The 20789-nt window shown below is 61.7% G+C and carries 15 protein-coding genes and 1 pseudogene; 11 read left to right on the top strand and 5 right to left on the bottom strand.

What is annotated here, in order from left to right:
• Positions 1-297: 297 nt before the first annotated feature.
• The gene (gene gspD, locus Mspo_RS10955) at positions 298-2589 is read left to right on the top strand and encodes a type II secretion system secretin GspD (protein ID WP_244613342.1); all 2292 of its coding nucleotides are present in this window, start codon (positions 298-300) and stop codon (positions 2587-2589) included.
• Between the two features lie 93 nt (positions 2590-2682).
• Here gspD and Mspo_RS19905 read toward each other — a convergent pair.
• Positions 2683-2939 (bottom strand): annotated as a pseudogene (locus Mspo_RS19905) (integrase core domain-containing protein); the annotation flags it as partial.
• 281 nt (positions 2940-3220) lie between these two features.
• Here Mspo_RS19905 and Mspo_RS10940 point away from each other — a divergent pair.
• The 3 genes from Mspo_RS10940 to Mspo_RS10930 all read left to right on the top strand — a co-directional run bounded on the left by Mspo_RS10940 (position 3221) and on the right by Mspo_RS10930 (position 4821).
• Positions 3221-3637, top strand: coding sequence for a DUF3775 domain-containing protein (locus Mspo_RS10940; RefSeq protein ID WP_159729648.1), 417 nt, complete (start codon positions 3221-3223; stop codon positions 3635-3637).
• Positions 3638-3986: 349 nt separating this feature from the next.
• A complete protein-coding gene (locus tag Mspo_RS10935; RefSeq protein WP_159729646.1) occupies positions 3987-4283 on the top strand; it encodes a GYD domain-containing protein in 297 nt (98 codons plus the stop codon).
• Positions 4216-4821, top strand: a complete 606-nt coding sequence (locus tag Mspo_RS10930; protein ID WP_306344963.1) for an NUDIX domain-containing protein — start codon at positions 4216-4218, stop codon at positions 4819-4821. The genes Mspo_RS10935 and Mspo_RS10930 overlap by 68 nt, the downstream gene beginning before the upstream one ends.
• 380 nt (positions 4822-5201) lie before the next feature.
• Here Mspo_RS10930 and Mspo_RS10925 read toward each other — a convergent pair whose 3' ends face one another.
• From Mspo_RS10925 to Mspo_RS20280, 4 genes are all read right to left on the bottom strand, one after another.
• Positions 5202-6578: a multicopper oxidase family protein gene (locus Mspo_RS10925; RefSeq protein ID WP_159729642.1), complete on the bottom strand. Its 1377-nt coding sequence runs from the start codon at positions 6576-6578 to the stop codon at positions 5202-5204.
• A gap of 20 nt (positions 6579-6598) precedes the next feature.
• Complete coding sequence (locus tag Mspo_RS10920) at positions 6599-7960, bottom strand: TolC family protein (protein ID WP_244613340.1); 1362 nt, start codon at positions 7958-7960, stop codon at positions 6599-6601.
• Between the two features lie 595 nt (positions 7961-8555).
• The gene (locus Mspo_RS10915) at positions 8556-9386 is read right to left on the bottom strand and encodes an STN domain-containing protein (protein ID WP_159729638.1); all 831 of its coding nucleotides are present in this window, start codon (positions 9384-9386) and stop codon (positions 8556-8558) included.
• Complete coding sequence (locus tag Mspo_RS20280; protein ID WP_368854807.1) at positions 9383-10141, bottom strand: energy transducer TonB; 759 nt, start codon at positions 10139-10141, stop codon at positions 9383-9385. Before Mspo_RS20280 ends, Mspo_RS10915 begins: the two co-directional genes overlap by 4 nt.
• A 465-nt stretch (positions 10142-10606) precedes the next feature.
• Between Mspo_RS20280 and Mspo_RS10905 the strand changes: the two genes are divergently transcribed.
• The 7 genes from Mspo_RS10905 (at position 10607) to Mspo_RS10875 (ending at position 20568) form a co-directional block, all read left to right on the top strand.
• Complete coding sequence (locus tag Mspo_RS10905; RefSeq protein ID WP_159729634.1) at positions 10607-12130, top strand: glycosyltransferase; 1524 nt, start codon at positions 10607-10609, stop codon at positions 12128-12130.
• A 417-nt stretch (positions 12131-12547) separates the two neighbouring features.
• Positions 12548-14128, top strand: coding sequence for a glycosyltransferase (locus tag Mspo_RS10900; protein ID WP_159729632.1), 1581 nt, complete (start codon positions 12548-12550; stop codon positions 14126-14128).
• Between the two features lie 139 nt (positions 14129-14267).
• Positions 14268-14810: an RNA polymerase sigma factor gene (locus Mspo_RS10895; protein WP_159729630.1), complete on the top strand. Its 543-nt coding sequence runs from the start codon at positions 14268-14270 to the stop codon at positions 14808-14810.
• A gap of 443 nt (positions 14811-15253) precedes the next feature.
• Positions 15254-16249, top strand: a complete 996-nt coding sequence (locus Mspo_RS10890) for a FecR domain-containing protein (RefSeq protein ID WP_244613338.1) — start codon at positions 15254-15256, stop codon at positions 16247-16249.
• A gap of 259 nt (positions 16250-16508) precedes the next feature.
• Positions 16509-18254: a ShlB/FhaC/HecB family hemolysin secretion/activation protein gene (locus Mspo_RS10885; protein ID WP_159729628.1), complete on the top strand. Its 1746-nt coding sequence runs from the start codon at positions 16509-16511 to the stop codon at positions 18252-18254.
• Entirely contained in the window at positions 18254-20167 is a 1914-nt protein-coding gene (locus tag Mspo_RS10880) for a DUF2341 domain-containing protein (RefSeq protein ID WP_159729626.1), read from the top strand. The genes Mspo_RS10885 and Mspo_RS10880 overlap by 1 nt, the downstream gene beginning before the upstream one ends.
• A complete protein-coding gene (locus tag Mspo_RS10875; protein ID WP_159729624.1) occupies positions 20164-20568 on the top strand; it encodes a biopolymer transporter ExbD in 405 nt (134 codons plus the stop codon). Before Mspo_RS10880 ends, Mspo_RS10875 begins: the two co-directional genes overlap by 4 nt.
• The last annotated feature ends 221 nt before the right edge of the window (positions 20569-20789 follow it).

The following is a 20789-nucleotide window of genomic DNA, read 5'->3' as shown; positions in this document are numbered from 1 at the left end:
CGCCGCCTCCAGCGCGTCGCCCTCGCGAAGCCCCCCTCCCCGACCAAGATAGTCCAAAAACGCCTCGCCGGACATCGATCGCCTATCATGGGATATTTTTGGACCGTTGCTTCTAAATACACTTCCACATATATGAACAAAAAAAATACGCAAGTGTTATTATCGGCAGAAACCTTGCTACGCGTTCGGTGGCGTCGAATATGACTGTGTATAAGCATAAACATGTAACGTGTATATATAATGTACGGGGGTCGTCGCGTGAGTGGGCATTCATGGGGTCGAACGGGGGCACGGGACATGCTCGTGCTCATGAAGCTGGCGTTCCTCGCCATCGCGCTCACAAATTTTCTGCAGGGATGCTCGTCATCTGAGCAATTGATGGGGATCGGTCCGGGAGACAGCGTCGACGTCGCCCGCAACAAGGATTTCTCCGCCTATTTCCCGACGGCCAATTCTGGCGGCTCGATCCTAGAGAGGAAAGCGGCGCGACCGATGCTTTTTCCTGGCGCCCAGGGCGCTTCGCCGCGCCGAGAGGAAGGCGACGCGCTGCGCGCAGCGCCGACCGAGCCCGGCGTGATCGCGCGCGGCGACGACATAGAGATCAATTTCGATCAGGCCGACATTCAAACCGTCGCGAAAGCTCTGCTCGTCGATGCGCTCGGTCTCGATTTTAGCATCGATTCGCGCGTCCATGGCGCGATCACCATCGTCTCGGCCGGCCCGATTTCGCGCAAGGACGTGCTGCCCACATTCGAAAATGTGATCAGAATGTCCAACGCGGCGCTCCTGCGCGACGGCCGTTTCGTCCGCATTGTCCCGATGCCGGACGCGAATGGCGTAGGTTCGGTGACGCTCGGCGCCGGAGGGCCTGGCTTCGGCGTCACCATCATTCCGCTGCGCTACATCTCCGCGGCGACTCTCGTCAAGACGGCGGAAAATTTTCTGGCGCGCGCTGGCGCGATCCGGGCCGATGCGGCGCGCAATCTACTTCTGGTGCAGGGGACGTCGAGCGAGCGCCGCGGCGTCGTCGAGATGATCGCGAGCTTCGACGTCGAATGGCTGCGCAATCGCTCGGTTGGCCTCTATCCGCTGAAATCCGCCTCGCCCGACAACATCATTCGCGAGCTCGAACGCATTTTCGACGCGGGCGAGAGCGGACAAGGCGGCGGAACAATCTCGTTTCAGCCCATGGCGCGAATAAACGGCGTGCTGATCGTGACGCGCGACTCCAAGCTGCTCGAACGCGCGACGCTCTGGCTGCGCCGGCTGGATCGCTCCGATCCCAGCGGCTCGACGGTGCGTATCTATCAGCTCGCCAATGGCAATGCGACGCGTGTCGCGAAAATTCTCAACGAGATTTTCGTCGGCAAAGGGGCAGGCGTCGCGACGGATTCCGCGGCGGGCCAGCTCGCGCCCGGAACCGGCGCCGCACAATCCAAGCTCGATCAGCTGTCGACCGGCAGCAGCTTCGCCGGAAGCAACGGGATATCGGCGAGCGGAGCGCAGAACGGGGCGAATGGTCAGCAGAGCGGCGCCGCCTCCGGCTCCGGAGGCGGGCAGATCGCGGCGGCTTTCGGTAATTTCGCCGAACAGAAAAACGCCGAAAATGAAGCGAAGGGCGATGGCGTCGGCCCTTCCGGCTCCCTGCCCAAAGGCGTGTTCCAGAACGTGCGCATCACCGCCGACAGCGCCAATAATTCGATCGTCGTTTTCTCGAGCCAGGAGGATTATCTCGTCATCGAGCGGTCGCTGCGCGTGCTCGACAAGCCACAGATGCAGGTATCGATCGAAGCGACTGTCGCGGAAGTGTCGCTGACCGACGACCTGCAATATGGCGTGCAGTATTATCTCGGCTCCAGCGCCGTCGGCGCCGGCGTCGACAAGGGCTCTGCGGCTCTCACCGCGACGGCGAGCAGCGCGATATTGCAACGCGTGCTGCCGGGCTTCAATCTCTTGCTCGGGCCGGAGGCGCAGCCTCATGTGGTGCTCAATGCGCTGGCGACGCTGACCAGCGTCAAGGTGCTATCGTCTCCCTCGCTCGTGGTTTCGGACAATCAGCCGGCATTGCTGCAAGTGGGCCAGGAGGTGCCGATCTCGACCGGATCGGCGACGGTGCTGTCGACTTCCAACACCATAGTCAACACGATTCAAATGCGCGACACCGGCGTAATTCTAAAAGTCTGGCCACATGTGCACGCCAATGGCGTCGTGCAGCTCGAGGTCGAGCAGGAGATTTCCAATCCGGTGAATTCGAGCCTCACGCCGACGATCTCGCAGCGGCGCGTGCATTCCACAGTCTCGGTGGCGAGCGGCCAGACTGTGCTGCTCGGCGGACTCATCAGTGAGCAGGAGAACGCCTCGAAGGATGGTATTCCGGGCCTCCGGCAGATCGCCTATCTCGGCGATCTGTTCGGCCGCACGACGCGCAACAAGGATCGTTCGGAGATTATCATCTTCATCAAGCCGCGCATCATTCGCGACTCGTTCGACGCTCGAGGCGTCGCCGAGGAGTTCCGTTCGCGCCTCGATATGATGCGCAGCGCGCCAATTGTGGTGACGGGCGCCGATACGGCCCGGATCCGCAGATGAGGACGCGCCAGCCGATGGCGGATGATCGCCGCTGCGCCTGCGCCCCGGTTTGCCGCCGATCTCGGCCGGCGGAACACTCGTCCTCCCCCTGTTCTGGACTGGAGTGAGATCGCCCGGCGAGGAATGCGGGCGCTGGTGGCTGTAGCCGTTCGCCCGAGCGCCGATTGTCGTTCGCGCGTGATCGAGCCCGAAGCACAGCGTCTCGTTCAGCAGTTCATCGCGCGTGGCATGGGCTTGCCCGGCGCGATGTCATGTCGCTCGATCCTGTTCTCGTTCGCCCAGGACAGGATGGCGTTCGAGGTGAACTCGACCCCATCGCCGGACAGGATGATGCCCGGGCTGCCACGTCTCGCCTTCGAACGCGGGCTGCTGCCGAGGCCGAAGCTCGACATCACCGCGGCGAATCCCTTACGAGTCCGGCACAGATACTCGGCGCCATGGAAAGTGCGAACATCCCGAGTCGGGCTGCGCTCTCGCCAAGTCGCGCTCGCTCGAAGCGAGCCGAAGATTTGCGCTGTCTGGGCGAGGGATGCAGTCGAACCATCCTCCGTGCGACGTTCGCCGCTTTGACCTCGTCGCAGGCCATTCTATTTGTGTCGGGACGACCAGCGGCAACAAGCGAGGAACGCCCATGTTGACGGAATTGAAGCGGGAGCAGGCCCAATTCATCGCGCTTCTGGCGAGGGTCGCGCGAATTCAACGCGACAAATTCCTAGGCAATGTTGCGGAAAGCGATTTGAACGACGTCGAGCCCGGCCGTGGCGAACACAATCCGACCGCAGACATCGCCTTCGCCCCGCTGGAGCCTGGCTCGGAACAGATGAAGTCCCTGAGCTCCGCCATCGACGAGCTGACGCCGACTGCACGCGCCGAACTCTATGCGCTGATGCGGATCGGCAAGGGACATATGGGAGCCGGAGATTGGGCCGAGGGCTTCTCCGACGCTGCGCGGCTCGGCGAATCGACGATCGCGGCGACGCTTTTGGAAGACCCGGACCTGCACGATCATTTGATGAAGGGTCTCTACGAGACCGGAACGGATCAGTGAGCCCTTCCGGCTCTGCTGTCGTCACTTCGGGCAAAGCGACCCGGGAGAGGCGACCCGGGAGAGGCGATCAGGGAGAGGCGATCAGGGAGAGGCGACATGGAAAGCGCAACATTTCGTCGATCGCTGTCTGAACGCGGCCGCGCCTTCGAGGCCGGCAGCCACGCGGTCCATGCCCATGGTCACGCCTATGTGACCGCGCGTCGCGGCGCGCGCCGAGCGAGGCTGCCCGACGTCGGCGCTCATAGGACGCTGGATCCGAGGGTCGTCCGCCGGTTTGTCGACGAGTTGGGCTCGAGCTGAAACGAATTGCCCGGTCCCGCGTCGCGCGCCTGACAAAGGGAGGTCGACGATGCAGACTTTCATCATGTTGACGCGCCTCGCTCCCGAGGCCGCGAGATCACCGCAGGCGCTCGAGCAGCTCGAACGCAAGGCGATGGAGCGAGTGCGCAAGGACTGCCCCGACGTCCAATGGCTCGAGAGCTACGCCATTCTCGGCCCGTGCGATTATCTGGATATTTTTCAGGCGAAGGACGTGGAGACGGCGAGCAGAGTGTCGACCTTGATCCGCACTTTCGGTCATGCTCGGACCGAAATATGGGCGGCGACCGATTGGAAGAGATTCAAAGAAATCATCCGCGGCCTTTGACGGAAGAAACGGTTTTGGGTTCGGCAATCCGAGAAACGTCGATCGCCCGATGATCAAACGCAGCGCGGGAGTTCTGTTGTTTCGGCGATGCTCGCGAGGCGTCGAGGTTCTTTTGGTGCATCCGGGCGGCCCTTTTTGGCAAAGAAGGAACCTCGGCTCGTGGTCCATTCCGAAGGGCGAATATGATTTCGAAAAGGAAAGCGCCCTCGAAGCGGCGAAGCGTGAGCTTCAGGAAGAAACGGGAATCGTCGTTTCGGGAGAGTTTTTCGAATTGGGAGCTTTCGTGCAGCCGAGCGGCAAGCTCGTATCGGCTTGGGCGACGGAGAGTGACTTCGATCCGAGCCATTTGCGGAGCAATGCGTGTCGAATCGAATGGCCGCCGCATTCGGGACATTTTTCGGACGTTCCGGAAATCGACCGCGTGCAATGGTTCTCGGTCGACGAGGCGCTGACGAAAATAGTGAAAGGCCAAGTCGGGATCGTGCAGGCTCTCGTCCAGAAGGTCGGCGAGCCGAAGCGAGAGCAGTCGGCCGATTGAGCCGGAAAGGGAACGGCGCGCGCGACGAGCGCGGCGAAAACCGCCGCTGACGAGCGGGCCATCTTCGCGTGAGCTATGGCTCCGTGGGAGATCGTCAACTCCCCCGAGCCCACGTCTTCTCGATGACAGCGCTGACCCGAGGTGTCGTCTCGACCTCTCGCGCCGACACGCCAGCAACGCGGCTTTCGTCGCCCGCCTCAGCGTCTCGTTCCATGGCCGGCCGAGGCTGCCGGAACGGCTTTTGTTGCCCGAAGCGTATTTTTTGCTGCGCGCCGCAATCAGAGGCCGCTTGTCGCCCGCCGCCGAAGTAGAGCTTCGCCGCTGTGAGCCGACACCGACTTGCCCATCGGCTCGTTTGCACTTTCACAATTTTTCTTTTTTCAATGATGCTCATGATGGTCGTGGCCGGAAGGCCTCGCGGTCGGGATCTTCGTTCCCTCCACTCCATTATGCCGCAGCGTCTCTGGGGATCGGCCTTGGACCTCGTGAGCCACAGTTCCTGCCGGGAACTCGTATGGACCAGGGTCCTTATAGTCGTTGCGCGCCAGTCCGCTTCGGATCTTCATGAGCGTGAACATGCCGCCCATTTCGATAGGCCCGAATTGGCCTGTTCCCGTCATCATGGGAAGCGCGTTGTCTGGTCCCGGCATGTGCATCGACGCCATTTCGCCCATCCCGGACGAACCCATGGGCATGTAATCCGGAACCAATTTGGTGATGGCTCGGACAATACGGCGGCTTTGTTTTGCTCCGATGAAAGTTCTCAAATCATGGCCCATCGCATTCATCGTGTGATGCGATTTATGGCAATGCAGAGCCCAGTCGCCGGGATTGTCCGCCACGAGCTCGAAGGCGCGAATCGTTCCGACAGGGACGTCGACGGTCGCCTCGGGCATTTGAGCAGATCGAGGAATCCAGCCCCCGTCGGTGCCCGTTACCGAAAAATAGTGGCCATGCAAATGAATCGGATGATTTGTCATGCTGAGATTGGCTATCCGCACGCGCACCCGATCGTTCAAGCGCGCGACGAGCGGATCGATGCCGGGAAACACTCGATTATTGAATGTCCACATGTTGAAGTTCGTCATCTCCACGACCTTTGGCGCATAGGTCCCGGGATCGACGTCATAGGCGCTCAGCATGAACACGAAATCGCGATCGACTCTGTGCTGATCGGGATCGCGCGGATGCACCACGATCATCCCCATCAAGCCCATCGCCATCTGCACCATTTCGTCGGAATGTGTGTGATACATGAAGGTCCCGCTCGTCTTCATCTCGAATTCGTAGACGAAGGTCTTGCCTGGCGGAATATGTGGCTGCGTGACGCCGGCCACACCGTCCATGCCGTTCGGCAACAAGATTCCATGCCAATGGATCGAGGTCGGCTCCGGCAGCTTGTTTGTCACAAAAATACGGACCTTATCGCCTTCGACGGCCTCTATGGTCGGACCCGGCGATTGGCCGTTATAGCCCCAAAGATGCACTTTCATCCCCGGCGCGAATTCACGCACGACTGCTTCCGCCACCAGATGGAACTCTTTGACGCCCTCGTTCATGCGCCAGGGCAAGCTCCACCCGTTCAATGTCACGACGGGTTGGTATTCGGGAGCATTCGAGGGGGACAGTGGAGGCTGCGTCTGCGCGCTCGTCGCATAATGCGCTTCCGGTATGCTCGCCGCTTGCGCGCGGCCGCTGAGAGCTGCGACGCTTACAAGTCCAGCTGCGGCGCCGATAAAGCTCCTTCGAGACATCATTGTTCGCCTCCGCTCATGCGTCACTGGCCTATCGCATCCGTCCGCGATCCGGACGTCTCCTCGACTCGCGCTTCGGCCCCGCCAATGACCGCGGCTCGAAGATCGGTGCTGGCGAGCCAGAAGTCGCGTTTGGCTTCGATCGCCGCGATGGTCGCCCATATCCTCTGGCGCACCTCGGCGAGCAGTGGGAAGACGTCGATCAGCATCGCATTGTAGCGCCGAAGGCTTTCATCTGTGATGATTTTGCGCAGCGGCAAGATCTCGCGCTGGTAATGATTCGCTATGTCCCATGCCGAGCGATAGGCGCGATACGCCAATCGCGCTTCCGAGCGAATGTCGACCGCTTTTGCCGCGAGACGGTTGAACGCCTGCATGTAGTTCTGCTCAGCTTCGCGCATGCGCGCCTCGCCGAAATCGAAAATCGGAATTTCAATTGTCGCGCCCGGGCCAAAATCCCTGAATCGAACATTTTCTGTGTCGATTGTCCCGTCGCTCGAAACTCTGGTGATGGTTTCCCGCGTGTCCTTGTAGATGCCGGACAACTGGAAGACATTGACGAAGCGTGTCGCTTCGACGAGCCCGTACGATTTTGCGAGCGCGTCCAGTTCTATGCCTGCGATGAAGAGATCGGGGCGGCGCGCCACGGCTTCCTGCTCGATCATGGGCATGCTTTTTGGACGAGAGGGCGGCGCCCGCAAGGCGGCGGGAAGTTTGAAATCGAGATCATCGCCCCACAAGCCCAACGAGCGGATCAGCCGTTCGCGCTCGGCGATCGCTCGCTGACGAGCCTTGGCGAGCTGAGCGGTGAGATCGGCGTAGAACACTTGCTCGCGCGCCTGATCGAGCTTGTTCATCGCGCCGGTTTCGCCCAATGCTCTGGCGATCTGCGCCGCCGCTTCGGCCGTCGAATTCGCTTTGGTGAGAAAATCGACGAGCTCCTGCGCCCCGACGGCGCGATAATAGTCCTTACGCGCTCGGGCGGCGAGCCGGAGCGTTTCTTCGGCGGCGCGCAACTGCGCCTGACGGAATCGGTCCAAAGCGATCTCCGCTCGAGCGGGCAGAGTCGCCAATGCGAGAATATCGGCGGCGATGATCGCCTCGAGCTCCAATTCCAGAGGCCCGGAAATCCGCGAAAAGGAAAAGCTCGGGTTTGGCGGAAGGCTCGCTTTCACCATCGCCGCTTCCGCCGAGCCCAATGCGTTATACGCCGCTTGAAGGCCGCGATTGCCGAGAAGGGCGATTTGCACCGCCGAGTCGGCCGTCAGCGTTCGCGAGAGGAGGCGTTCGACACGAGCTCGAGACGATGCGGCATCCTCCGGCGTGCGGATCGCCAGCACGTCCTTCTCGAGCTGGCTACCGGCGACACCCGCGACAATGCTCATGCCGCTGTCGTCCGAAAAGCCGACGCAAGCGGAAAGCGTCATGGCGGAGAGCAGCGCTGCGCCGGCTCGAAGTCTCTGGCCGATCCGCCGCTGTCGCAGCGTCGATGGAAAGCAAGGGAGCCGACTCAATGCTCATGCTCCGAACCGCCGTGACGCGCTTGCTCCGATGATCGAGTCAGTTGCGCATTTTGCTCTTTCCAGGAACCTGGTCGGATCGGCCGTCGGCTGACGTAAGAGCCGATCGTAGAACGATAATGTGTGGCGGGCGCAGGCGCCCCGGCGTCGAAGGGTTCAGGGGCGACAAACGGCGGCGGAGTTGACGCGCAGCCGTGAACTGTTCCGACGATCAATGAAACGGCGCCGAGCTTCTCGAGGATATAGAGGAAGAATGAAATTCGCGGCCGCGGCTCATTGGCGGACGTCAGTGGTTGCCACGACATAGAGAAGCCTCGGTCGCAGGGAATTCGTACGCCAGCCACCGAATCATTGCGAGTAACGTTAACTCGCTCATGCGGGGAAAGCTATTGGCTGCTTCACCAACCCGATTTACTCAGGCGCTGGCGAGATCTGTGCCGATTTTAGGTCGCGCCGCGCCCTATTTGAGCGAGGTGACGACGACGACGACATGCAAAGGCAAGGGCATGTTGTCGGGCGCGTCTCGGCTGATGACCAATCCCTGTAGGGTCGCCGTGACGGCCGCGTCGCGTTCGACGTCTCCTGTCGATCGAAACAATCGCGTGTGTCGGATCTTGCGCGCCTCGTCGACCCAGAGGTCCACGCCGACCCGATAATTGCCGGAGCGCGTCCTCGCGTTCCGGCGAAGGGCGCCTGCCACATCGCTCCGCACGATCTCGCTATAAGCCTGAATCCGTTCTTGTTCCTCTTCCTCCGGAGTCGGCTGCACGCGAAGTGGATCCAGCGACAAATCCGCCGGAGCAAAAAAATGGGGAGGCGGCAGGTCGCCGCTGTCGGAGGCAAGCACGAGCGTGATCGCATCGGACCCGATACGCCGAACCTTGATCTCGGTTCCGGCCAACAGCGCGGTCAGGGCCTCCTCGGGCGTGAAATCGCCACGCAATGGAGCCGATCGCCGTCCAGCGGCCAAATGGCTCTCGTAGAGCACCTGCGCTTTCGTCGCCTGGCCATAGGCTTGAAGCGCGCTCGCCAGCGACTGGGCCGGGATGTCGAAGAAGCGGATATCTGTATTCTGCGGCGTGTTCTCTCGAGCCGACGCGGCGTAGACCAATCCAGCGACGATCAGGCACGCGATCGCTCTCGCGCACGCCGAAGCGCATGACGCCCCACGCAGGCTGCGCGCCGCTCTGCCGGGCGCGCGGCGGGACGTCGCGAAATCGCGCGGCGTAGATTGCGCCTCGAACGGATTCATACTCATGAACCCTACACCGACACCCTGCGACGACGTCAATCCTCGCCGCTCCGTTTACGACTCGACCCATGTCGCTCCGGACCGAAATATTCCGCCGGCGCGGAGCCAAACTCGACCGGAGCGAGTATCGTCAATCTATCCGGCAATTCCGGAGGAATTCGCGGAAGCGGCTGCGCCAGCCGGATCGTGTCGACCGCGGCGGCGTCGAGCGCGCGCTGTCCCGAGCTGGCGCGGACCCAGACGTCGAGCACGGAACCGTCACGCCGCATCGAAAAGAGTATTTGAACCGTCCCCTGCATCCTCGCTCGCCGAGCTTCCTCTGGATAACGTCGATAGAGAGCGATATGCGATTGAAGCGCCCTTTGGAACGCCGACGCCTTTTGTCGCTCCGAAGGGCGAAGCGGTTCGGCGGCCGACCGCAGACGGGGCGACGCGACCGTCGTGTCGATCGCCGCATTTTTCGCAACGGGATCGGACGTCGGCCGTTCCGAGGCGACGGAGACCGTTTCCGATACGCTCGGCGTCCTGGCCGGGCTTATCTGTGGAAGCGCCTCTCTCGGCGGTTCGAGCGCTTTCGGCGCGGCGAGAATGCGAACCTCCACCGTCGCGTCGGTCGCATTCCGAGTCGGTCCCGGCGAGGGCGATCGATGAAGCCAGTAGACGCTCGCGGCGAGAAGCGCCGGCACCAATACCAGAGTCAAACTCACGAGCAATCTGGTATCGAAGGAAGGCGCGGACTGTAGCCAGTCGGGCCCCTTGTTCGAGGCTCGGGGCGGTCCGGGCGAATCCGACATGCGAGCTACCCCGGCTTCGGCGCGTCGAACCCATCGAGCGACCTCGTCCCAAGATTGTATCATTCCTTCCGCGACCTTCACCGGCGGCGGCGCCGAATCCCGATCGTTTCGAGCGTCCGCAGCGATATCCGTTCAGCTGGGCGGCCGACAATGTCGATTGCCGTTTTATTGTCTAACCCTACCCTCACGTCAAGGCCTCACGCCTTTACGAAGAAAACGTGTCGATCTATTTGTCACTATACTGTCATATCAGCTATATATGCGTGTCGCCAACATAGCGCAATTCCAGGAAGCATTCGTGTCTTCGCGCCGCGTCGAGGTCCAATCCTCTCATCCCGATTTCTGTCTTACCGAATCTCCTTCGCGCCCGTCGACGAGAGGGGTTCGGCGATGACGCTGCTCGGGAGGAACGGCGCGGAGCTCCGCGCTCCATTCATGTCGCGAGAGATGTGGCTCGCGTGGCTGATGCGTGCAGATGTGCGCGGCGACGCCAGCGTCGCGAACGTCGAAGCTCAGCGCGAATTCGCCGCATGGTGGGTCGTCAGAGCGCGAGAGGAGTTTCCCGACATTTGGAGCGTCGACGACGAATTGTCGCAGATCGCCTGCGAGCCCAGATTGCTCCTGCACGATTTGCCGTTGCCGAGACTTCTCGCGCTGATCTATGAGAGCCGAGCAGACCTTCGGGCGGCGTTTCCGCTTCCTCCCCGGCGAAACGTCGCGAGCCTCGCGCGCTGGTATCAGAAATTTGCGCATCGAGAATATTCCTACGCGCCTCCCCTTCCAGACTGGTTCCTCGCCGAACATCTGCCATCGGGCGCCGGCTCGAAGCCCCGAGGCCCAATGCCCGAGCAGAGAGTCATTCGTCGGCCTCCAGGCCGTTTCGAACCGCGCGGAGTCAATCTGATCGGCTATCCACGCGCCGAGTTCGGCATTGGAGAAGACGTGCGCATGGTGTCATCGGCGCTCGAAGAGGTCGGCGTCCCTCATATTATCTTCGACGTGCGCGACGGCTGTAGCGCACGACAGAAGGATGTGTCTCGCGAGGGAAAAATCTCGGAAGTCCTGCCTTACGAAATCAACATCGTCTGCGTCAGCGCCTTCGACGCGGCGCGCCTCTGGCTTCGACAGGAAAGACGCCTTTTCGCCGGCCACTACAATATCGGCTATTGGCCCTGGGAGCTGGAGCGATTCCCGATAGAATGGGCCGACGCGCTCGACCTGGTGGACGAGATTTGGGGCGCGAGCTCGTTCACGACCGCGACATACGCTTCGCTCGCTGGCGACCGCGTGAAGCTGATGCCGCCATCCGTAGCGGTGACGGCTGTCGCGGAAACCGGGACGAGGGACGACGAAATCTATCGCTTTCTGTGCCCCTTCGATCCGAACTCGGCTATGGAGAGGAAGAATCCGGCCGCCGCAGCGCGAGCCTTCGTAGAAGCCTTTCCTGCGGAAATCAGCGACGTCCGCCTCGTCTTCGCGGTGAACGGCGCGCTTCCCGAGCACAGGCAGACGCAAGTGCTGAGGGACGCTTCACGAGCGGATGCGCGCATCGAGATTCGCGAGGGAACGCTGGAAAGATCGGACTATCACCGCCTGATCGCGCAATCGAATTGTCTCGTTTCGCCGCATCGTGCGGAAGGCTTCGGCCGAAATATCGCAGAAGCGAAGGCGCTCGGCGTCGCCGTCATAGCGACCGGCTATTCGGGCAGCAACGATTTTCTCGACGCGCGCGAGCGCGTCTCCTGGTCTCCTATATCCGTCGGAGCCGCAGACTATCCGTATAGCGTCGGCGCGCCCTGGGCGGATGTTCAGATCGACGATCTGGCTGAAAAAATGCGCGCCTTTTACGACGCGCGGATATCGACGCCGATCGCTCCCTTGTCAGACGACTATTCGGTCGCCGCGGCGGGGCGTCGGTACAAGGCTCGGCTCGACGACATCGCGGCGGGAAGAGCCGACGTCTCGTCGAATGTCGTTTCGCTCGGATGAGGATAAATCGAACCGCCGCAATCGTCCGAGCTGCGGTTGTCGAAAGTGGCGCCGGCGCTTTCGCGTCGCGCATCCGATAGGCCATGAGGCCGCAGGAATTCGCCCAGCCGGCCTCGCGCTCCCGCTCGGCGTACGAACGTCAGAGACCCGACCCAAATGGATATCTATTCGACCGCTTTTCATACATCCTACCAGTATTCGCTGGCCTATTGTTTCCCCGACATCACTTGGACCTTCGAAGGAGAATGGGGAAAAAACCGGCCGACGTTGCCGAATGTGAAATCGAAAAAAGAACGCGAACTCAGTGAATATGATTTTTTCCTGGTTCACAGCCCGATGCAATTCGCGGAACTCGCATGCATCTTAGAGGAGAAGGGCGTTCCGCGAGAGCGCATTATCTATATATGCCATTGGGCGTTGCAGCCTGATATCTGGCGCCATCTCTATGACGGGGTCGATTACGACCAATTTCGGAAAGATCTGTCGAACAGCGCAATCGTCTGCGTTTCCCACTTCATGCCCTATCAGTTTCGTTTTTTTTCGAATGTCTGCGTGCAGGCGATTCCTCACTACGTGCCAGAACATTTGTTCGACGCCGCGGTGTGGAGACCAGATGAAAGATTCTATATCAATATCGTGAACAACTTCTATGCGGACAACCGTGGCGTCGGCGCAAAATTCTGGGATAGCATCGATTTCGTCGACAAGAAGCTCTACGGCGCCGGAAACAGGCCGGCGGACGCCGGCGCGCTCGAATCGATCGAGCAATTCCAGGACGCGGTTGCGGAGGCGGCGGCATTCCTTTGGACCGCTGACGCGGTCGCCATTTCCTTTGCGCCTCTCGAAGCGATGCTGCTCGGCTGCCCGGTCATCGCGCCCAAGAATCTCGATTGGCCTTTGTTCTACGAGGATCGAGTGAATATCCTCCTCTATGAAGAGGGAAATTACAATTCTTGCAGGGCGGCGGTCGAATATTTTCAATCGTCACCCGCGATGCGGCGTGAGCTTTCGGCGCGCGGCCGCGCTACAGTGCTGGAGATGAACCGCGCCGAACTCTTCCGAGAGCGCTGGAGCCGTGTGCTCGCAGCAGCGGAGACGGCCGCTCGGCGTGGCCAAAGGCGCTTGAAAATGGAAGCGGCGGCTCCGCCCTCTCCCTTCACCTCGCTGCGCCCGGCGACGACCGAGAACCCGGGCTTCGTTCTCGTGACCAATATGGACATCGGCGGGCAGGACGCGCTCATCGCACATCGCGCGCGGACATGGACGGTCCCGCGGCAGGTTTTTCGCAAATATCGAAATTTGGAGAGCTATTCGCCGATCAAATACGAGCTTGTGCGGTCGGCTAGCGGGATCGGCAAGACTCTGTTCTATATAGGCGCCGACTTCGAACTCTATTCTGTGCTCGCGGCGAGATGCGGCTCTTCGGTTGCTTGCTTCGATTTTCACGAGTTCGCCGGGACTTTGATGGAGCGGACAAAGGCGCTGAACGGTCTCGAAGCCATTAGCTTCGAAAAGATAGCGTTCGACGACGGAGCCCATCGAATGTGGGCGGCCGACCATTCGAAAAGTCGTTCCCGGAGCAAATGGGCGGACCTGCCCGGCTACGAGATCACAACGACGAAATTCGACGATCATGTGGCCGAGAAGGGCGTGACGGACATCGATCTCATCGTTATCGACGACGTCGGCTTCGAGACGCGGATCCTTCGCGGAGCCGAGGGAATTCTCGCGAAACGCAAGCCGGAGCTCGTCGTCAATTGCTTCCGCCATGGAGCTTACGCCATCGGCGCGCCCGTGAACGAGCTCCTGCAAATGCTCGACGGGCTGGGCTATCGGATGCGTTACGCTTCGTCTCTCGAAACGGCGGCCGATCTTCGGGAGATCGAAAGCCTGCAGGTCCCCGAGCTCGATCACTTCATTTTGCACGCCGTCGCCAAGCGCGAGGAGATCGAATCCTCGACGCCGTCGGCCTCGTCCTCTGCCGCGGACGTCTCATGACCGTCTCACGATTAGGGGTCGCACCCTCTGATTGCGCCATGCTAGAACGTGACTGTCACAAATGTGTAGCTCGACGCCTCTATTGAGGCGATGATCCTTGTAAGTTTTGGGAAATAGTGCGTTTCGAGGCGCGACGATCGTGAGCGAAGCCAATGGTGCGCGCCTGCGCAGTGAGCTCGCCGAAAGCTATGACGATCTCGTGAGGCAGCTCTCGAGACGATTGGGGTCGACGGACTTCGCCTATGAGGTTCTCCACGAGACTTTCCTGCGCGTGGAAAGGGTGAGCGAGGCGACGCTCGTGCGCAGCCCGAAAGACTATATTTTTCGCACGGCCGTCAACATCGCCAAGGATCGCAGGAAGGCCCAGCAATATCGTGTGAGCGCGGCGACGATCGACTCGCTTTTCGATGTCTGCGACGAGTCCCCCGATCCCTCGAGGGTCGCCGAAGGGCGCTCCGAGATCGAAGCCTTCAAACGAGCGCTGGCCGAGCTCCCCGCGCGCCGCCGGGAGGTTCTCCAAAAAATCGCGATCGAAGGCAAGACGGCGCGCGAAGTCGCCGATGAGCTGCAGGTCACCGTTCGGACGATCGAGATCGATCTGAAACAGGCCCTGACGCATTGCGCCAACAGTCTGAGCCGCAAGACTGCCGCTCGGCTCGGCGGGCCCCGGCCCAAATCCTGACGGTTTCCCCCGAAATCAATGAGCGACGCCCGTCGGTCGCGCGATCGATTCGATCGCCTCACGGGGGGCTCGCGCCTGTGTGAAGACCGCAACCCGGCGCGTCCCGCATCGTCCCTCCCGCGTCGGGGCGACGCATGATTTCATGAAAATCTCGTTTCGGGATAAGCGGGCGCCAGTCGTCTCCATATTACGAAGTGTGCGCGATGCTCGCCCTTGCAGCGACGCGAGCGGGGGCCGGCGCGGCCTCCCGATCGTCTCGACGGTTCGGGCGTTTTGGAGTTCGCCGTCGCGCTTTTTCGGGTCGGCCGGACTCTGTCCTTTGGCAAAATGGAGAAAACCGGTGTGGGAATATTGCCTGAAAACGGGAGAATCGATAACAGGGTCGAACTGCGCTTCGCGCGGAGAAGGGGCGCGTGGACGGCGCGGTGGACGAGCGATAAGCTGTGAATGAGCCCCTGCACTCCCCGGCGCGCGATCCGCTTCTGGAGGGAGCCCTCGATTGGGTCGTGCGGCTGAAATCCGGCGAAGCGACCGAGGCCGATCTCCTCGCGTTGCAGCGCTGGCGCGAACAGAGCGTCGACCACGAAGAGGCGTTTCGCGAGGCCGTGCGGATGTGGCGCCTTCTCGGCGCGGCGGCGCGGGAGCTCACGACCGAAGCCGCTGCGGCGAATTCCGGCTCACAGCCTCGTGGTTTCGCAATTCCGCGGCGCGGCGCGATATCCCGCCGCGCCATTGTGGGGGGAGCGATCGCGGCTTCCGTCGCCGGCTTCGCGATCATCCGTCCGCCGCTCGGTCTCTGGCCGTCCTTGGGCGAATTGTCGGCGGACTATCGCACCGCCAAAGGTGAGCGGCGCAAGGTCGTCCTGGGGCCGGAGGTCTCCCTCGAATTGAACACGCAGACGAGCGTGGCCGTCCGCTCGATGCAGGACGCCGTGACGCTCGAGCTCGTCTCCGGGGAAGCCTCCGTCGCCGCGAACCTACCGCCGTCTCGACCTCTCCTCATTATCGCCGCGAGCGGCCAGATCACCGCGACGCAGGCGAGTTTCGACGCCCGATGTATCGGCGGCGCGGTCGCCGTGACATGTCTCGAGGGCTCTGTCGAAATTCGGCAGAAAGGCAGCTCGGTGCGAATTCAGCGAGGCGAGCGGATTTCCTATACCGAGACGGGGGTCTCCCGATCGACGGCGGTCGATCCGGCGCAGGCCTCTGCTTGGCGATCGGGACTGCTCATCTTCCACAACGCGCCTCTCGCGGAGGTGATCGAGGAGGTCAACCGCTACAGGCCGGGGAGAATCATCATTGCAAACTCCGATTTGAAGCGGCGCGTTGTCGACGGCATATTCAAGGTCGAGCGGCTCGACATATTGATCTCTCAAATTCAGCATCTGTTCGGGGCGCGCGCCACATCATTGCCGGGCGGCGTGGTCGTCCTCGGCTAGAGCGCGCTCGTCGGGTCCGAAATCGACTCCGGCTCGCTTCCCTCGCGCGTTCGGATCTCGGCCGCGACGCGCGTCCGAGACAGACCTTGCGCTCCCGCTCGGCTCCGACTTTCGCGCCGCGATGCGGCGCCTTTAGATATTTTCGCCTCTTCTTCGAAAATTTTGCTTCGGGTTGGGCCGGCCACAGTCGTCTTCAATAATGAAGATCGCTCGCGCGTCGCTCGATAGCGCGAAAGACCTGCACGCGCGAGAGGGACTGATGAATTGGTCGAGGCGCCAAGCGCACGGCATACTCAAATCTGGCTGTGACGATGAGACTCGTTCCACAGTTGGAACTCTTGCCGTCATCGCCGCTCTCTTCATCTTCCTTCCCGACAGCGCCGCTTTCTCGGCGCCGGGCGGCGACGGCGGCAAGGCCGCCGCGACTTCGGGGATCGAAACAGGGTCTGCGCCTGCGCAAGCCAAGCAAACGCCTCCGACGCGGTTCGACATCGACGATTTCGCGGTCGAAGGCGCCGACAAACTTTCGCAAGTGGAGGTCGAGGAGGCGATCTATCCATTTCTGGGGCCTCGCCGCACCGCCGAGGATGTCGAAAAAGCCCGTGCGGCGTTGGAGAAGGCCTATCACGACAAAGGCTTTCAGACCGTCGCGGTAAGCGTTCCGACACAGAGCGCTCAGTCCGGCGTCGTGGTCCTCAGGGTCGTGGAAATGAAGGTCAGCCGTTTGCGCGTGAAGAACGCGCGCTTCTTCGATATCGACAAGATCAAGGAAAGAGCGCCGTCCCTGAGGGAAGGGACCGTGCCGAATTTGGCGGAGGTGACGAAGGACATCGTCGCGCTCAATCAATGGCCCGACCGACGTGTCACGCCGGCGCTTCGCGCGGGTGTCGCGCCCGGCACGGTGGACGTCGACCTCAACGTCGACGATACGCTTCCGTTTCACGTGAGCGCGGGGCTGGACAATCGCCGTTCGCCCAACACGACGGCTCTGCGCGCAACGGGAACGGTGCGCTACGAAAACCTCTGGCAACTCGGCCATTCGCTGAGCTTCGCCTATCAGGTGGCTCCAGGCCGACGAGCGGATATGGAGGTCTTCTCGGGCTCCTATCTCGCGCGCATTCCCGATGTCGATGGCGTGGCCATTCTCGTCTCGGGCCTGAAATCGACGAGCGACGTCGCGACGGTCGGCGGAGTGAATGTCGTCGGACCGGGCGAGACAGTCGGGGCGCGGGCGGTGATATCGCTCCCCCCGGCCGAAAATTTCTACCACTCCCTGTCGGTCGGGCTCGACTACAAACACTATCGCGAAAGAGTGCTGGCGGACAGTACCCTCTACTCATCGCCGATCCGCTATTTTCCTTTCGTGGCGAACTACGGCGGCGCGTATCAGACGGAAAATTTCACGACGCAGGTCAACGCCTCTCTCACTTTCGACCTTCGCCCGCCGAGCAGCGACGAGACGTCGTTCGACCACAAGCGCAGCTACTCGTCTGGACGGTTCGCGCATTTCAATCTCGACCTGTCGCATCTTCAGGAGCTGCCGCTCGGCTTTCAAGCCTATGGCAGATTCGTGGGACAGATCGCGGATGGACCGTTGGTGTCGAGCGAACAAATCTCCGTCGCGGGCCTGGACAATGTCCGGGGCTATCTCGAATCGGAGGTTCTCGGCGACAACGGGCTCGTCGTGAACGTTGAGCTGCGTAGCCCCGACATGGGCGGAATGCTGCAGGACGCGATCAAGCGCGAGGCGGGCGACGAGACGCCGCCGCTGATTTTCAACGAAGGGCGGCTGTTCGGATTCTTCGACAAGGGCGTCGCGGAGGTTCGTTACCCCGCAGCTGAAGAACAGGCGCATTTCGATCTCTGGAGCTTCGGCTTCGGAGCGCGCCTCAAAATGTTCGACCATGTGAACGGGCTGCTCGTCTATTCGACGCCAATGGTCGATCAAACCTATACGCGAGCCAAAGAGCCGCGCGTGAACTTCCGTGTCTGGGGTGAATTCTGATGACGATGACTGTAACCGACATTTGTCGACGCGGGGCGCGACGTTTCGGCCTCGCGCGTCGATCGGCGCGTCTGCTTTTCGGCGCGTTTGTCGCGCTGACCGCGGCGTCGTCCTCCGCCTCCGCATGGTGGAACGAAGACTGGCAGCTTCGTAAGAAGATCACGATCGACGCGAGCGCGACCGGCGCGAACATCACCGATCCGATCGGCGCGACGTCGGTTCTGGTCCGGCTGCATGTCGGCAATTTCCGCTTTTCCTCGGCGAAGGAGGACGGCGGCGACCTGCGTTTCGTCGCCGGCGACGACAAGACGCCACTCAAGCATCACGTCGAGAAATTCGATTTCGCTCTCGGAGAGGCGTTGATCTGGGTCGCCGTGCCGAATGTTCAGGCCGGCGGGAAGACCGACTTTTGGCTCTATTACGGAGAAAAGAAGTTCGGCTCGGTCGCCGATCCGAAAGGCACATACGACCCGGAGACCCTCCTCGTCTATCACTTCAACGAACGCGGGGCGCCGGCCGTCGATTCGTCGATGTGGGGCAATAATTCGACCAGCGTCGGCCAGGCGGCCGACGGAGCGATCATCGGGACGGGATTGCGCCTCGACGGGCGTGCGCCGCTCGCTCTACCTGCTTCGTCGTCGCTCGCGCTTCCTTCCGCAGGAGCCTTCACCTTTTCCGCCTGGGTCAAGCCGGCCGCGCTCGCGTCCAATGTCGCTTTATACAGCCGCCGCGACAGCGCCGAGGCTCTCGTCATCGGGCTGGACAATGGCGCGCCCTTCGTCGAGGTGACCAATGGAGGCGTCGTCCAGCGCAGCGCCGCCGGCGGTCCCATCGCGCCCAACAGCTGGCGCCATCTCGCCGTCACGGCGGCGGGCGGACGGGTCGTTCTCTATGTGGACGGCGCCCCCTATTCGACGCTCGACGCGGCGCTGCCCGGGTTGAAGTCGGCCGCTACGATCGGCGGAGAGGCGAGCGCGGACGGCGCCGCGCCTGGCGGGTTCGCGGGCTTCGTCGGCGATCTCGACGAATTGCAGATTTCCAATGTCGCGCGTCCGCCGGGATTCATCAAATTCGCCGCCATCGGGCAGGGGCCCGATCATACGAAGCTCGTATCCTTCAGCGTGGACGAGGAGACGGCGAGCTGGCTCTCCGGCTATCTGGCGGTGATCCTCAAATCGGTGACATTCGACGGTTGGGTGGTCATCGGGCTGTTGACGATCATGGCGGTGATCAGTTGGGTCGTGATGATCGATCGCGCTACCTATCTCAACCGACAGGCGCGCGCGAACGAACGCTTCATGGATAGCTTTCGCGACATTGCGACGGATCTCACGGCGCTCGACCACGACGACGACCGCATCTCGACATTCGGCGGCCGTATCAGCGCGGAGCAGGCGGAGGCGATGCGCCCTTCGTCGCTCTACCGGATCTATCACATCGGGGCTTCGGAGATTCGTCACCGCTTCGCCGCCAATGGCGGGCGCCCGACCGCGCTTTCCGGCCCATCCATCGCGGCGATACGGGCGGCGCTCGACAGCGGCGTCGTCAAGGAGACGCAAAAGCTCAATCAGTTGATGGTCGTGTTGACCATCGCCATTTCCGGAGGTCCCTTCCTGGGGCTGCTCGGCACTGTGGTCGGCGTGATGATCACCTTCGCGGCGATCGCCACGAGCGGCGACGTCAATGTCAACGCGATCGCTCCGGGAATCGCCGCCGCTCTGGTCGCGACTGTGGCGGGCCTCGGCGTCGCGATCCCGGCTCTGTTCGGATACAATTATCTCATCTCCCGCATCAAGGATCTTACCAGCGACATCCATGTCTTCGTCGACGAGTTCGTGACGAAGATGGCCGAGTCCTACGCCGAGGTCGGCGAAACGAGCGAGCGCCGTGCGGTCGGGGAGCGTGCGCGATGAAAGTTCAGGACGAAGCAAAGCCCTATGACGATATCAACATCACACCGATGCTCGATCTCGCCTATGTGCTGCTGATCATCTTCATCATCATGACGACGGCGACAGTGCAGGGGCAGAAGGTGAATCTACCGAAGGCGTCTGCGGCGCCGAGCCTCGCCACACAGACGACGAAGGCGATCACCATCGCCAATGACGGGAAGATCGCTCTCGACACGGTCCCGGTGACGCTCGCGGAGCTGGAGCAGAGGCTGCTGCAGCAAAAAGCGCTGACGCCGGAATTTCCAGTCGTCATACGCGGGGATGCGCAGGCGCAATATCAGAGCATTGTCGATGTTCTCGATCTCTTGTCGCGTATCGGCGTCGCCCAAGTCGGCCTCGCCACAAAGCCGCTCGTGAAGTGAGGCGCGCGCCGCATCGGCGCTCGGTCGAAATATTCGGAGGCGCAGATGAGCCGTCGGAATGAGCAACGGATGCTTCGAGAGGGCGACGCAGAACGGAACGACGCCCGTCGCCTCCGCCGAAATGCGCTGGCGATCAGCGGCGGGACGCTGCTCGTCATCGGCGGCTTCGCGTTTTTTTCTGGACATGACGATCGACCTCCGGTGCGACGGGTTCAAGAACT

Origin of the sequence: Methylosinus sp. Ce-a6, from assembly GCF_009811655.1 — a bacterium.
In the GTDB taxonomy this organism is placed as follows: domain Bacteria; phylum Pseudomonadota; class Alphaproteobacteria; order Rhizobiales; family Beijerinckiaceae; genus Methylosinus.
This window is presented reverse-complemented; position numbering and strand designations above follow the sequence as displayed.

Excerpts from the sequence above, each read along its gene's own strand:
- gspD (WP_244613342.1), top strand. The coding sequence starts at position 298 with ATGCTCGTGCTCATGAAGCTGGCGTTCCTCGCCATCGCGCTCACAAAT.
- Mspo_RS10940 (WP_159729648.1), top strand. The coding sequence starts at position 3,221 with ATGTTGACGGAATTGAAGCGGGAGCAGGCCCAATTCATCGCGCTTCTG.
- Mspo_RS10935 (WP_159729646.1), top strand. The coding sequence starts at position 3,987 with ATGCAGACTTTCATCATGTTGACGCGCCTCGCTCCCGAGGCCGCGAGA.
- Mspo_RS10930 (WP_306344963.1), top strand. The coding sequence starts at position 4,216 with ATGCTCGGACCGAAATATGGGCGGCGACCGATTGGAAGAGATTCAAAG.
- Mspo_RS10925 (WP_159729642.1), bottom strand. The coding sequence starts at position 6,578 with ATGATGTCTCGAAGGAGCTTTATCGGCGCCGCAGCTGGACTTGTAAGC.
- Mspo_RS10920 (WP_244613340.1), bottom strand. The coding sequence starts at position 7,960 with ATGAGCATTGTCGCGGGTGTCGCCGGTAGCCAGCTCGAGAAGGACGTG.
- Mspo_RS20280 (WP_368854807.1), bottom strand. The coding sequence starts at position 10,141 with ATGTCGGATTCGCCCGGACCGCCCCGAGCCTCGAACAAGGGGCCCGAC.
- Mspo_RS10905 (WP_159729634.1), top strand. The coding sequence starts at position 10,607 with ATGCGTGCAGATGTGCGCGGCGACGCCAGCGTCGCGAACGTCGAAGCT.
- Mspo_RS10885 (WP_159729628.1), top strand. The coding sequence starts at position 16,509 with ATGAATTGGTCGAGGCGCCAAGCGCACGGCATACTCAAATCTGGCTGT.
- Mspo_RS10880 (WP_159729626.1), top strand. The coding sequence starts at position 18,254 with ATGACGATGACTGTAACCGACATTTGTCGACGCGGGGCGCGACGTTTC.
- Mspo_RS10875 (WP_159729624.1), top strand. The coding sequence starts at position 20,164 with ATGAAAGTTCAGGACGAAGCAAAGCCCTATGACGATATCAACATCACA.